Annotated in this window: 11 protein-coding genes; 2 read left to right on the forward strand and 9 right to left on the reverse strand. The window is 65.5% G+C overall.

From position 1 onward, the window contains the following. Positions 1–51: 51 nt before the first annotated feature. From QNJ67_04180 to QNJ67_04200, 5 genes are all read right to left on the reverse strand, one after another. Positions 52–1,473 carry an FAD-binding oxidoreductase gene (locus QNJ67_04180; GenBank protein MDJ0608150.1) on the reverse strand — a complete coding sequence of 474 codons (1,422 nt, stop codon included), beginning with the start codon at positions 1,471–1,473 and terminating at the stop codon, positions 52–54. A gap of 37 nt (positions 1,474–1,510) precedes the next feature. Next, positions 1,511–1,867, reverse strand: a complete 357-nt coding sequence (locus tag QNJ67_04185; GenBank protein MDJ0608151.1) for a hypothetical protein — start codon at positions 1,865–1,867, stop codon at positions 1,511–1,513. A gap of 74 nt (positions 1,868–1,941) precedes the next feature. After that, positions 1,942–3,066, reverse strand: coding sequence for an alanine dehydrogenase (ald, locus tag QNJ67_04190; GenBank protein ID MDJ0608152.1), 1,125 nt, complete (start codon positions 3,064–3,066; stop codon positions 1,942–1,944). Between the two features lie 184 nt (positions 3,067–3,250). Continuing rightward, positions 3,251–5,698 carry an FAD-dependent oxidoreductase gene (locus QNJ67_04195; protein MDJ0608153.1) on the reverse strand — a complete coding sequence of 816 codons (2,448 nt, stop codon included), beginning with the start codon at positions 5,696–5,698 and terminating at the stop codon, positions 3,251–3,253. A gap of 93 nt (positions 5,699–5,791) precedes the next feature. Further along, positions 5,792–6,625: an inositol monophosphatase gene (locus QNJ67_04200; GenBank protein MDJ0608154.1), complete on the reverse strand. Its 834-nt coding sequence runs from the start codon at positions 6,623–6,625 to the stop codon at positions 5,792–5,794. 264 nt (positions 6,626–6,889) lie between these two features. Here QNJ67_04200 and QNJ67_04205 point away from each other — a divergent pair, with 264 nt between their 5' ends. Both QNJ67_04205 and QNJ67_04210 read left to right on the forward strand, forming a co-directional pair. Beyond that, positions 6,890–7,684, forward strand: coding sequence for an ABC transporter substrate-binding protein (locus QNJ67_04205; protein MDJ0608155.1), 795 nt, complete (start codon positions 6,890–6,892; stop codon positions 7,682–7,684). Positions 7,685–7,759: 75 nt separating this feature from the next. Then, positions 7,760–10,045, forward strand: coding sequence for an ATP-binding protein (locus QNJ67_04210; GenBank protein ID MDJ0608156.1), 2,286 nt, complete (start codon positions 7,760–7,762; stop codon positions 10,043–10,045). 26 nt (positions 10,046–10,071) lie between these two features. Here the strand turns inward: QNJ67_04210 and hflX are convergent, their stop codons facing one another. The 4 genes from hflX to QNJ67_04230 all read right to left on the reverse strand — a co-directional run bounded on the left by hflX (position 10,072) and on the right by QNJ67_04230 (position 13,399). Next, complete coding sequence (hflX, locus tag QNJ67_04215) at positions 10,072–11,418, reverse strand: GTPase HflX (protein ID MDJ0608157.1); 1,347 nt, start codon at positions 11,416–11,418, stop codon at positions 10,072–10,074. A 55-nt stretch (positions 11,419–11,473) separates the two neighbouring features. Further along, complete coding sequence (gene hfq, locus QNJ67_04220) at positions 11,474–11,728, reverse strand: RNA chaperone Hfq (protein ID MDJ0608158.1); 255 nt, start codon at positions 11,726–11,728, stop codon at positions 11,474–11,476. A 157-nt stretch (positions 11,729–11,885) separates the two neighbouring features. Further along, entirely contained in the window at positions 11,886–12,539 is a 654-nt protein-coding gene (locus QNJ67_04225) for an HAD family hydrolase (GenBank protein MDJ0608159.1), read from the reverse strand. Then, the gene (locus tag QNJ67_04230; protein ID MDJ0608160.1) at positions 12,536–13,399 is read right to left on the reverse strand and encodes a D-amino-acid transaminase; all 864 of its coding nucleotides are present in this window, start codon (positions 13,397–13,399) and stop codon (positions 12,536–12,538) included. Before QNJ67_04230 ends, QNJ67_04225 begins: the two co-directional genes overlap by 4 nt. Positions 13,400–13,439 lie beyond the last annotated feature (40 nt).

A 13,439-nucleotide genomic window follows, 5' to 3' on the forward strand; every position in this document is an offset into this window, starting at 1 on the left:
AGACCTTACGCATGAATTAACGAATAAAACGCCGGCCCTTGGCGGTATCGCTCAAAGCAGCTTGCCGGGGTTCATGAGACCGCGGGGATCGAGCGCCCGCTTGACCGAGGCCATCATGTCGAGTTCGACCTCCGAGCGGTAGCGCCGCAGGTCGGCCCGCTTCAGCTGGCCGACCCCATGCTCCGCACTGAAGCTGCCGTCCAGTTCCGCGACCAGGTCGTGCAGCCGCCGGGTCACGGCCTCCCCGTGGCCGAGGAAAGCCTCCGGCGCCATGTCCCGGGGCTGGGACAGATTGAAGTGGATGTTGCCGTCGCCCAGATGGCCGAACGGTACGACCCGGACGTTCGGGATCGCAGACTCGGCGAGCGCCGCGGCCCGCGCAAGGAACTCGGGGACCCGCGAGACGGCCACCGAGACGTCGTGCTTGATCGAGGCCCCCTCGTGCTTCTGGGCCGCCGGCACGCTCTCCCGGATGGTCCAAAAGGCCCGGGCCTGGGCTTCGTTGTGCGACAGGCTGGCGTCCAGCACCTCGCCGCTCTCCATGGCCGCGCCCAGCACGGTCTCCATCAGGCCGTCCAGATCGGCGTCGGCGCGGCTGGTGGAGAGCTCGATGAGGACGTAGTGGTCGAAGCGCGCCGCCAGCGGTTCCCTGGTCCCCGGGATGTGGGCCAGGACGAAGTCGATGCAGGGCCGGGCGAGGTATTCGAAACTGGTTACCTCGTCGCCGCCGCTGTTGCGGAAGCGCGCCAGCAGGGCCGTCGCGGCCCCAGGGTCGGCGACCGCGGCGAAGGCGGTGCGGCTCTCGCTCGGGCGGGGAAACAGCCGGAGCACGGCCGCCGTGATGATGCCCAGGGTCCCCTCGGCGCCGAGAAACAGCTGCTTCATGTCGTAGCCGGTGTTGTCCTTGCGCAGGCGCCGCAGGCCGTCCCAGACCCGCCCGTCGGGGAGCACCACCTCCAGGCCGAGCACCAGGTCCCGGGCGTTGCCGTAGCGCAGAACCGCGATGCCGCCGGCGTTGGTCGAGAGGTTGCCGCCGATCTGGCAGCTGCCTTCGGCCGCCAGGCTCAAGGGAAACAAGCGGTCGGCTTCGGCCGCCGCCTCCTGGATCCTGGCGAGCACGCAGCCCGCCTCCACGGTCATGGAGTAGTCCAGCGGGTCGATGTCTCGGATCCGGTTCATACGCGTCAAAGAGACCAGGATCTCGGAGCCGCCGGTCGTGGGCACTGAGCCGCCGACATAGCCCGTGTTGCCGCCCTGGGGCACGATGCCGATGCCGTGGTCGCGGCAGATCCGCACCACGGCGGCCACTTCGGCGGTGCCGGCGGGAGAGACAACGAGGGGAGAAGAGCCACGATAGAGCTGCCGCGCGTCTTCCAGGTAGGCGGCCTTCTCCTGATCGCTCTCGAGCCAGCCCTTGGGCCCGACAGCGGACTTAAGCGCCTCGATCGCCGGCTGTGGAATGCTCTGGGTCAGCCCTCTCCTCCCCCAAGGCCCGGGCGCCGGTGGCCCCTCAACGGCCGAAGAGGCTGTCGCCCCCGAACTCGGAATCCCGCTCCCAGCGCGGCTCTTCGGTTGGGCGCTGACTGTCGGTCCGCTCAAAGCGGCGGACCGGCTCGCCCGTGACCTTCGGCGGCGGGCTGCTGCGCTCAACCGGCTGGGGCGCGGCGTTGTATTCGTCGCTGTCCAGAATACCTTCCGTATCGAGGAAGAGGTTGACCCGCACGTCATCTCCCTGGCCTCGCGCCCAGGCCTCCGGCGGGGCCAGGAGCATCAGCCCCAGACCGGCGGCCACCGCGACCAGAAGAGCCCGAGAGCCTATGTGCGCGACCGAGGCTCCGCCTCGACCCTCGCCTCTCGCTGTCAGCATCCCGCACCCCTTCCTGCTTGACCGTCCCGATGATGTTGGCACGCGCGCCGGCCGAGACAAGGCGTTGCCGCTCTCTAGTAACTGATCCCGAGCACCTCCTCGGCCGGAGTGTAGTGGAGGTCGTGCGCTTCAGCCACGGCCTTGTAGGTGACCTTGCCGTCGGCCACGTTCAGGCCCTGACGCAGATGGGGGTTTTCCCCCAGGGCCCGGCGGTAGCCCTTGTTGGCTAGGGCGAGGGCGAAAGGCAGGGTGGCGTTGTTGAGCGCGAAGGTCGAGGTCCGCGCTACCGCGCCGGGCATGTTGGTGACGCAATAGTGAACGCAGTCCTCCTCGATGTAGGTCGGTTCGGCGTGGGTGGTGCCGCGCGAAGTCTCAAAGCAGCCGCCCTGGTCGATGGCGATATCCACCAGGACCGACCCGGCGCGCATCTCCTTGACCATGTCGCGGGTCACGAGCTTCGGCGCCGCGGCGCCGGGGACCAGCACCGCGCCGATGACGAGGTCCGCGCCGGCGACGTGCTGCTCGATGGCGTCAACCGTGGAGTAGATCGTGTTCAGCATCGGGCCAAACTGGAGGTCGAGGGCGTAGAGCCGCTCGATGGACTTGTCGATCACGGTGACGTGGGCCTCCATGCCCATGGCCATCCGCGCGGCATTGGTGCCCGACACGCCGCCGCCGATGATCACGACCCTGGCCGCGGCGACCCCGGGAACGCCGCCCAGCAGCATGCCCGAACCGCCCTGTTCCTTCTCCAAGCAGTGCGCGCCGACCTGAACCGACATGCGCCCGGCGACCTCGCTCATGGGCGCCAGCAGCGGCAAGCCGCCATGAAGGTTGGTGACGGTTTCGTAGGCGACCGCGATGCAGCCGCTGTCGATCAGACCTCGGGTCTGCGGCTCGTCGGGGGCGAGGTGGAGGTAGGTGAAGAGTACCTGCCCCTCGCGCAGCTTGCCGTATTCCTCGGCCTGCGGCTCCTTCACCTTGACGATCATCTCCGCCGTGGCGAAGACCTCGTCGGCGGTGTCGAGAATGCTGGCGCCGGCCGCCCGGAAGGAATCGTCGTCGAACCCGATACCCTCGCCGGCCGATTTCTGCACGACCACCTTGTGGCCGTGGTGCACCAGCTCGCGGACCGAGCCCGGTACCAGACCGACCCGGTACTCGTGATTCTTGATCTCCTTAGGAACGCCAATCAGCATTGTCCTGCTCCCCCATTGAATGCCTAGGCTGCCGCCTCGACGCGAGCCGATAGCCGCCGCGCTCTGAAGTCTATGCGAAGCGCAGTCTTCAAGCCACTGGGCGCGCGGTATAGGCGCGCGCGGGCATGGCGGCTAGATCCAGACGGCGATCTTTGCTGGGTCCAGGGCGCGCAAGAGCCCTCGCCTAAACGCGGATCCGCGCGCTCTTGGGATCGTAGAGGGGCCGCAGGCTGGCCTCGGCCGGGATCCGCTCGCAGGCGACCTCGATCTCGAAGCTTCCCGAAGCGACAAAGTCGGCGTCCACGCCGTCCGGGTGGCCGATATAGCCGAGGCCAACCGCCGCGCCCAAATGATGCCCGTAGTTCCCCGAGGTGAGATAGCCGACGATCTCGCCGTCCCGGTAGATCGGCTCGTTGTGATAGAGCAGCGGTTCGGGATCCTTCAATGCGAACTGGACCATCCGCCGCTTCAGCCCCGCTTCCTTCTGCCGCAGCAGGGCCTCGCGCCCTAGGAAGTCGGTGTTCTTGTCGAGGCGGCAGACGAAGCCGAGGCCGGCCTCCAGCGGCGTGTCCTCGTCGGTAATGTCGTGACCCCAGTGGCGGTAGGCCTTCTCGATCCGGCAGGAGTCGAGCACGTGCATGCCCGCCGGCCTGAGGCCTAAAGCCTCGCCCTCGGACGTCAGCGCGTCGAAGACCGCGACCGCGAACTCGCTGGGGACGTAGAGCTCCCAGCCGAGCTCGCCGACATAGGTGACCCTGAAGGCCCGCACCCGGGCCATGCCGAGCTCGATCTCCCGCGCGGTCCCAAAGGGAAAGGCCTCGTTTGTCAGGTCGGTCGCGGTCAGCCGGGACAGGAGCTCCCGGCTCTTGGGCCCCATCACGCCCATGACGCCGTAGCCCGAGGTGACGTCGGTCGCGGTGCAGTGCGAGTCTTCCGGAATGTGCCGCTGCAGCCAGTTGAAATCGCGCCCGGCCACCGCCGCGCCGGTCACAACCATGTAGCTGGTCTCCGACAGGCGGGTCACCGTGAGGTCGGCCTCGATGCCGCCCCGGTCGTTGAGCCACTGGGTGTAGACGATCTTGCCCAGCGGGACCGCGACGTCGTTGGCGCAGATGCGCTGCAGCACGGCCTCGGCGTCGCGCCCCTGGACGAGGAACTTGCCGAAGGACGACTGGTCAAAGAGCGCGACCCCTTCGCGCACGGCCCGGTGCTCCTCGGCGGCATAGGGGAACCAGTTCTGGCGCTTGTAGCTGTAGGCGTAGCTCGGTTCGACGCCGGCCGGCGCGAACCAGTTGGGCCGCTCCCAGCCGGCGACCTCGCCGAAGCAGGCGCCCCGGTCCTTGAGACGCTCGTGAAGCGGCGACCGCCGCAGGCCGCGGGCGGTCTCATATTGCCGGTAGGGCCAGTGCATGGCGTAGAGCAGGCCTAGCGCTTCGCTCGCCCGGTGATAGAGGTAGGCCTTGTTGTTCTGGAAAGGCGCCATGCGGCGGATGTCGACGTCCGAGAGATCCATCGGCGGATGCCCTTCGGCGATCCACTCGGCCAGGACCTTGCCGGCGCCGCCGGCCGACTGGATGCCGATCGAGTTGAAGCCGGCGGCCACGTAGAAGTTCTTCAGGTTCGGCGCCTCGCCCAGCATGTAGCGGTTGTCGGGCGTGAAGCTCTCGGGGCCGCAGAAGAACTTGCGGATGCCGACCTCCTGGAGAGCCGGGACCCGGTTCATGGCCGCCTCGAGCACCGGCTCGAAGTGCTCGAAGTCCTCGGGCAGCTCGTCGAAGCAGAAGTCCTCGGGAATGCCGTCCATGCCCCAGGGCTTGGCGTTGGGCTCGAAGGCGCCGAGCAGGATCTTGCCCGCGTCCTCCTTGTAGTAGGCGCAGCCGTCCTGATCGCGCAGGACCGGCAGGTCGCTCGGCAGATCCGCGACCTCCTCGGTCAGGATGTAGAAGTGCTCGCAGGCGTGAAGCGGAACGTCGACGCCGGCCATCTGGCCGATCTCCCGCCCCCACATGCCGCCGCAGTTGACCACCACCTCGGCGGCGATGTCGCCCCGGTCTGTAGCCACGCCGGTGACCCGGCCAGCGCGGGTGTGGATCGCCGTGACCTTGGTGTCCTCGAAGATTTGCGCGCCGCCGGTCCGCGCGCCCTTGGCCAGCGCGGTCGTGGTGTCGATCGGGTTGGTCTGGCCATCCTTCGGCAGAAAGACGCCGCCGACCACGTCCTCGATATTGAGCAGGGGCCAGAGGCGCTTCATCTCTTCCGGGCCGATCACCTCGACCTCGAGCCCGAAGGTCCGCGCCATGGAGGCGCCGCGCTTCCACTCCTCGAAGCGCTCCTCGTTGGTCGCGACCGAGATGCTGCCGTTCTGCTTGAAGCCGGTCGCCTGCCCGGTCTCCTGTTCCAGCGTGGTGTAGAGGTCGGCCGTGTACTGGGCCAGGCGGGTCATGTTGAGGGTGGCGCGCAGCTGCCCGACCAGTCCGGCGGCGTGCCAGGTCGTGCCGCAGGTCAGCTTCCTGCGTTCGAGCAGGACGACGTCCCGCCATCCGATCTTGGTCAGGTGATAGGCCAGGGAGCAGCCGATGATGCCGCCCCCGATGATGACGACCTGGGCTTGCCCCGGCAGTGGCTTCGACATGGATCCGACCTCCCCTATCGTGTGCCTTTCGCACCCGGGCATTTAGCGAAACGCCGGGGCTCGCGACAAGCGCATTCCGCGGGAGGCCGGGCCTTAGGCTTCGAGGGCGAGCTCCGTGCCGGAAAATAGCGCGGCGTGGAGGGCGCGCCAGCTGTCCAGGTCAGGCGCAAGCAGCAGACCGTGGCCGCCGCGCCGCGCCGGCCCGTAGTCGAGCCCGTCCAGCGTCCGGCCGACGCCACCCGCCTCCCGGTGAATCAGGACGCCGGGAGCGTGGTCCCAGGGCATCAGCTTGGTGAAGAGCGAGAAGTGGAAGCCGTCGTCAGCGTTCGCCAGGCGGATGTACTCGTGCCCGGCGCAATGCAGCGAGCGGCCAATCTTGAGCCGGGACCGCCTGGCATCGATCTGGCGCTTCATTTCCGGCGTGGCGAAGGTGCCGGCATGGAGGGTCCCGGTCAGGCCATCCAGGGCACCGCCGGGAGCGACGGCGAGGCGCGCCCCTCCCATGAAGGCCCCCGAGCCCCGCTCGGCCACCGCCGTGCGGCGGCCGAGCGGGTCGTGGATCCAAGCGGCGAGGCTCTCGCCGCCGCGCACCAGAGCGACCATGACGGCGAAAACGGGCCGCCCGGCGGCGAAGTTTCCGGTGCCGTCGATCGGATCGATGACCCAGACCGGATCCTCCCCGGCCAGCGCTTCCATCACCGCCGGGCGCTTGGCCACGGCCTCCTCGCCGACCAGCAGCGAGTCCGGCAGGAGCGCCAGGAGGCGGCGGCCGATTTCTGCTTCGGCCGCCTCATCGGCGACCGTCACGAGTTCGCCGGACGCCTTGGTCTGGACCTCGTGCGCCTCCAGTGCCCGAAAGCGGGGCAGCACGATTTCCTGCCCAACCTCGGCCAGGATCTTGGTTATAGCTTCGGGATCTACGCGCATGGCCGGAGCACTATCTTGATAACCTCGTCAGGACAAGAGCTTATTCCCCCGGCGACAAGGCGGATATTCGTGCCGATCCGGCGGCCGGAGACACTAACCTAAAAGTAGAAAGCTAAGCCTTCCTCTAAAGCTCAGGTTTAAGGTAGCATTGGTGCGAAGCGTCCAGAGGCAATCGAATTCGCGATAGTCACTTGCCGGAGCGCATTTCCCGGGTCCGGCGTGTCGTCGCATTGCTGAGGCCACACTCAGAGAAAGGGACTGATCTTGAAGGCGGTCGCACGACTATTTGCCTTCGCGGGCACGGCAATCCTGTTCTCGGCATTCGGTATCGAGGCGAGAGAGCTTCGAATGATCGCGCCCATGATCCCGCCGCATTTCGATGACCACGGCAACGGCCGTATTGGAAACGTGATCCGGGCAACCCTGGCCTCCTGCGGTCACAGCGTCACTTTCACCGTGGTGCCCTTCGGGCGCCACTGGAAAGACTACGAGGACTTCGAGACCTATGACGGCCTGGCTACGGCAGAAGCCGATCAGGAATTTTCCGGCTTCACCACAGAGCCCTTCGTACACCTGCAGGATGGCGCAACCGTTCTGGGCGGCTCCGGGCTCGAAAGCATCATGTCGGTCGAGGATCTGCACGGCAAACGCATCGTCGCCTTCCCCAATGCGGACAAGATACTCGGCATCGAATCCTCGGTGCCGGCTTTCGAGAGCTTCAGGATGAGACCGAATCGGTTCGACCACGTTCGTCCTCTCCTGAGCGGCCGCGCAGACGCGATCCTGGCAGACGGATTGATCACCGCAAACTACATCTCGGTAGTCCGTGCCAGAGCGGAGGCCGATCAGGAGCCGGACCTCGATATCACTCGCTCCGTTGTTTTTCGGAGGATCTTCGCTCCGGGGCCTCAAAGACTCTATTTCCGAGAAGCGGCAATCGCGCAGGATTTCGACCGATGTTTCCAGGAACTGCTGGTGAAGGGTGAGATTGAGCGAATCACTAAGCCTTTCGTCGACAGGTTTCGCGATGTTCTCAGTGACCAGTATCCGAACTTTTGAGATCTGAGCGTTTGTGACGAGTTCATGACCTGGAGGTGGCAGAGCCACAGTTTCTCGATATTGGGCAGGAGCAAAATGAAGCAGGACAGAGGTTCGGTGTTCCGACCCCGACTTAGAATTTATGCACGTGCGATGATCTTCATTGGGACGGTTCTCACCGCGATCACCGCAGCCGTCACCTGGGTCAAGATAAGCGAGGAACGCCGGCAGCTGACGGAAGCACTGTACTCTCGTTTGGCCGACCTCTCCACCGGGCAGGCATTGGCCCTTTCGAACTCCGTATGGGACCTGAACCGGGACAATGCGAAGACCATCATGCAGGGATTGGCTCAGCATCCCGATTTCGTCGCCGCCACGGTGACGGACGAAAAGTCCCGGGTCTTCGTGGCGCTTCGCGCAAAGGATGCGATGCGTCTACCGGTGGTCAGCCAGACCACCGACATCGTGCTCAAGGAACAGTCCAGCACCAAGACCATCGGCAGCCTGGAACTGTCGCTTTCGCTCGACCGGCTGAGACAGGCGCAGGAGCAGGCGCTGATCGATGCAATCGTCCTGGGATTCGCCCAACTCTTCGCGGTGCTGGTCGCCGTCGGCCTAGGGCTGCGAACCGTGGTCAAGCCGCTGACGTCGATAACCGACACAATGGTGAGTGTTGCCGCCGGCCACTTGGACCCACCGATGCCCTTCGTGGATCGTCAGGATCAGGTCGGCGCCGTGGCGCGTGCGGTCCGCTCGCTTCGGGACATGGCGGTAGACCACAGAAAGGCGAAGGAGGCGCTCGAGCGGGCGCAAAGCGAATTGGAGCAGCGCGTGGAGGAACGTACTCGGGAACTGCACGCCAGCGAAAAGCGGTTCCGGGACTATGCGGAGGCCTCGGGCGACTGGTTCTGGGAAACGGATGCGGACCTGAGGTTCACCTACATGTCCGGCGCCGTGGAACGCATCCTGGGCGTACCGCCCGAGTGGCACTACGGCATGACCCGCGAGGAGCTCCTCAGCAAAGATCATGACAAGGCGGCATGGGCACAGCACAAGAAGACACTTCTGGAGCGCAAGCCGTTCCGCAACTTCGTGTACTACCGCGTCGGAGAAGGCATCAAGCCGCACTGGCTGAGCATTAACGGCATACCGGTGTTCGATGATTCGGGAACCTTTATCGGGTACCGGGGAACCGGTGCCGATATCACCGCTCAGAAGCGGGCCGAGCTCAAACTCCACGCCAGCGAGGAACAGCTGCGCCAAGCCCAAAAGATGCAAGCAATAGGCCAGCTGACAGGCGGTGTGGCGCACGACTTCAACAATCTTCTCGCGGTCATCCGGGGCAATCTGGAGATCCTTGCCGGCAAGAGCGGCGAGAAGGAACCCAGGGTGCAGGCAATGTTCCGCGCGATCGGAAGGGGCGCCGAGCTTACCCAGCGCCTGCTGGCCTTCTCTCTTCGCCAATCGCTCTCGCCGCGACCAATCGATCTGGCGGGCATGGTGGAGGAAATGTCGGAACTTTTGGCGCGGACCCTCGGAGAGGGCGTCACAATCGAAACCATCGCTGCCGAAGATTTGAAGCCCGCGCTAGCCGACCAGGGTCAGGTAGAGAACGCCCTGGTCAATCTCGCGATCAACGCGCGCGACGCGATGTCGGGCAGCGGCAAGCTTACGATCGAATGCAGCAACGCCCGGCTCGACCAGTCCTACGTCGCCAGGAACCCCGAAGTCGATGCCGGCGACTACGTTGTCCTTGCGGTAAGCGACACCGGCCAAGGCATGACGCAGAAAGTTTTGGAGCATGCGGTCGAGCCGTTCTTCACCACCAAGAAGGTCGGCGAAGGCAGCGGCCTGGGACTATCCACGGTCTACGGCTTCGCAAAGCAATCGGGTGGTCATCTGGCGATCTACAGCGAACAGGGTCTCGGAACAACGGTGAAGCTCTACTTGCCGCTGGCAGATCAGGCCCCCCAAAAGCCCAAAGTCCAACCCGTGGCTCCCGAGCCTAGCGGACGGGGCGAGCTGATCTTGATCGTCGAAGACGACGAGGAGGTGCGCAAGGTGGCCGCATCGATTGTCCAGTCCCTTGGCTACGAGGTGATGGACGTGGCGGATGCCAGTGAAGCCCTGGCCTTACTCCAGCAAGACCTACCGATCGCGCTCGTGCTCTCGGACGTCGTCCTCCCGGGAGGTATGAGCGGTCCGGAAATGGCCGATGAGGCGCGGATCAAGCATCCTGACCTCCAGTTTGTTTTCATCTCCGGTTATCCGGCGGAGGCGGCGCGGCGCAACGGATCCATCGGCTCCGACAGGGTCCTTCTGAACAAACCCTTCGATCAGCGAGCGCTGGCGGTTGCCCTTCGACAGGCTCTCGACAAGTAGGAGGGCCACACCCGAGGCGAAGGAAGTCAACTGGGGCTGGCGGTCAATCTATCGTCGAGAGACTCTCGCGCGGCGATGCCGAAGCGTTGCTCGAAACGTGACAGGACCGCCGGTTCGAGGCTCACCTTGAGGCTGCAGCCCTCTTCGTCGTCGCTGCGTTCCAGCACCTTGCCCCTCTCGTAGAGCCAGGACAGCGCCGCACCGTCCTGGTGAGGAATCCAAAGATCGACAAGGCACCGGTGGCCGTTCACCGCGTTCGACAGAAGCAGGAGGAGCTGATCCAGGCCTTCGCCGGTCACCGCGGATATGGCGATCTGATCCGGCGTCCGGGCGGCCCGGTCGACGACGGCGGCACGCTCGTCGGGATCCAGCAGGTCCAACTTGTTCAAGACCTCGATCCGTTGACTCCCCTCGGCGGTCAGGCCCAGGTCCTCGAGCACGGCCTCGACGTCGCGGCGCTGGGCTTCCGTATCGGCATGGGCGGCGTCGCGGACGTGCAGAATCAGGTCGGCCTCGGAGACCTCCTCCAAGGTCGCCCGGAACGCGGCGACGAGGCCGGTCGGGAGCTCCGAGATGAAACCGACCGTGTCTGAAAGGATGGCCTCATGGTCGCTGTCCAGGCGGATCTTGCGCATGGTCGGGTCCAAGGTGGCGAAGAGCATCTTCTTCGCCATCACGCGCGCACCGGTCAGGCGGTTGAACAAGGTCGACTTGCCCGCATTTGTGTAGCCGACCAGAGCGATCACCGGATAAGGGACCCGCTTGCGCGCCTGGCGGTGCAACGCCCGCGTCCGCTTCACGGTCGCCAACTCGGTCCTGATCCGCGAGATCCTATCCGACGTCAGCCGGCGGTCGATCTCGAGCTGGCTCTCGCCAGGGCCGCCCAGGAAGCCGAAGCCGCCGCGCTGCCGTTCCAGGTGGGTCCAGGAGCGGACCAAGCGCGAGCGTTGGTAGCTCAGGGCTGCCAATTCGACCTGGAGCTGGCCTTCCTTGGTCCGGGCGCGCTCTCCAAAGATCTCGAGAATGAGGCCGGTCCGGTCGATCACCTTGCACGACCAGGCACGCTCCAGGTTGCGCTGCTGGATCGGCGTGAGCCCGTGATCGATGATGCAGAGCATTATCGATTGATCGGCGATGAAATGCGCTAGTTCCTCGACAGCGCCCTTGCCTATCAAGGTGCCCGGCCGCGGCCGGTTCGCCCGGAGGACGCGACCGTCGACCACCGCAAGGTTGATCGCCTCGGCGAGACCGACGGCCTCGCTCAGCCGCGCCTCAGAATCGCGGGGTGACGAAGGCGCGCTCCGGAAGGCCGGGTGGAGAACGAGACAGCGCTCCGCCGCCTTCCCCGGCGACCCGTCGCCGAGGCCCTCCACCTGCTTTCCTGGATTGCGATCGCTTGCCGTCAAATCGCGCCGAACGATGACACGCTCATACGTGCTCCGCTTCTTCCTTGGCCCCCTCGAACAGCTGCACAGGGGTGGCCGGCATCACCGTCGAGATCGCGTGCTTATACACCAACTGCGAGTGGGCGTCGCGCCGCAACAGGACGGAGAAGTTATCGAACCACGTGATGATGCCCTGGAGCTTCACCCCATTGACCAAGAACACCGTGACCGGGACCTTGTTTTTGCGAATGTGGTTGAGGAAGACATCTTGCACATTCTGGGACTTTTCGCTTGGCATTATCGACCATTACTCCCTTTTTTTCTTAGAGCGGTGTCGGCGCCCCCGTATCTCAGGATATCGTAACTTGGAATTGGGTGGGACTCCACGAAAACCAGGATTGCGCGAGCATTATGTGGGTCTAGCACAACCGACGGGGAATAGCTCTAGGGCAAATTTAGGAATTCAACGCGAGTTCGGCTAGGGCAAGACAGCCCGATACATGGAAATTAGGAACACAGTCCGGGAACTCTCCGGCGCCGGGCGGTTCGGGACGCAGCAGAACGGCCGTACAGCCGTTCCGCGCGGCGCAGAGCATGTCGATGTCGGTGTCGCCGATCAGCCAGACCCGGGGACCCGGCGACACGCCGCTGCCGGCCAGCGCCATGGAGACCGCCTCAGCGGCCGGCTTGTCGTAGGCCGCGTCGCCGGCGCCGACGATCCGGCCGAAGTATTCCTCCCAGGCCAGATGCGCGACCTCCCGTCTCAGCAGCTCGCCCTGTTTGTTGGAGAGGACCGCGAGCGGGATCCCCGCTGCGGCGAGCCCGGCGAGCAGTTCGTGCGCCCCTTCGTAAGGGCGAAGCTGGCTCAGGTGATTGGCTTCGAAGGCGCCGAAGAACACCGCCATGGCCTCGTCGCTGCGGGCACCGAACAGCTCGGGAAAGGTTTCGCGAGCGGAGCGCCGGACGTTGCGGCGGGTCTCATCGAGCGACCAGGGCCGCTGGCCCATGGCCAGGAAGGTCGTCTCAAGGGCGTGGTGGATCGACCGCCAGCTGTCGACCAGCGTATTGTCCCAGTCGAAGAGGACCGCCCGCGGCGGCGGGAGGCTCACGCGCTGGCCTTGCCGTTCTGCACGAAGTTCCTGTAGCTCGCCACGAGCTGCCCGGTCAGCAGTCCGGGATGGCCGTTGCCGACCGGTTTGCCGTCGATGCGGGTGACCGGCATCACGAAGTTCGTGCTCGAGGTCAGGAAGGCTTCCCGCGCCTCGGTCGCCTCCTCGGCGGTGAAGGCACGTTCGACGAAACGGATGTTCTCGCGCGCCGCCAAGTCGAGGATACGGAGCCGGGTAATCCCGTTTAGAATGGCTTCTGAGGCGTCCCGCGTAACCAGCTCGCCGTCCTGGGTGACAATCCAGGCGTTGGTCGAGGTGCCCTCGGTTACCAGGCCGTCCTCGTCGATCATCCAGGCCTCGAAGGCGCCCTCCTCGACCGCCTGCTGCTTGCCCAATACGTTCGGCAGCAGGGAGACCGATTTGATATCGCGCCGTTTCCAGCGGATGTCGGGGATCGTGACGATCCCGACCCCCTCGCTCAGGAGCTTCTCGCTCGGCGGCTTCTTCTGGCGCGTGGTCATGACCAGCGCGGGGCGGGCCTGGCGCGGAAACGCGTGGTCGCGCGGCGCCACGCCGCGCGTGACCTGCATGTAGAGAAAGCCGTTGCTGAGGGCGTTGCGCCGCATCAGTTCGCGGCTGACCAGCTCGATCGCCTGCCGTGACATGGGCAGCGGGATGCTCAATTCGCTGAGCGACCGTTCCAGCCGGTCGAGGTGCGGCGCCTCGTCGATCAGGGTCCCCTGGACCACCGGCACGACCTCGTAGACGCCGTCCGAGAACTGATAACCGCGGTCCTCGATGTGCACCGCGGCGGACTTGTGGGGCAGATAGCGCCCGTTGACATAGGCTAAGCGGGGCATGACCACCCTCCTCCGACCCTCGTCGTTCCGGACGACTGCT

The sequence above is a fragment of the Kiloniellales bacterium genome (assembly GCA_030064845.1).
Taxonomy (GTDB): Bacteria; Pseudomonadota; Alphaproteobacteria; order Kiloniellales; family JAKSDN01; genus JASJEC01.

Coding starts and splice junctions, on each gene's coding strand:
- QNJ67_04185 (MDJ0608151.1), bottom strand. CDS start 1,867: ATGCTGACAGCGAGAGGCGAGGGTCGAGGCGGAGCCTCGGTCGCGCAC.
- ald (MDJ0608152.1), bottom strand. CDS start 3,066: ATGCTGATTGGCGTTCCTAAGGAGATCAAGAATCACGAGTACCGGGTC.
- QNJ67_04195 (MDJ0608153.1), bottom strand. CDS start 5,698: ATGTCGAAGCCACTGCCGGGGCAAGCCCAGGTCGTCATCATCGGGGGC.
- QNJ67_04200 (MDJ0608154.1), bottom strand. CDS start 6,625: ATGCGCGTAGATCCCGAAGCTATAACCAAGATCCTGGCCGAGGTTGGG.
- QNJ67_04210 (MDJ0608156.1), top strand. CDS start 7,760: ATGAAGCAGGACAGAGGTTCGGTGTTCCGACCCCGACTTAGAATTTAT.
- hfq (MDJ0608158.1), bottom strand. CDS start 11,728: ATGCCAAGCGAAAAGTCCCAGAATGTGCAAGATGTCTTCCTCAACCAC.
- QNJ67_04230 (MDJ0608160.1), bottom strand. CDS start 13,399: ATGCCCCGCTTAGCCTATGTCAACGGGCGCTATCTGCCCCACAAGTCC.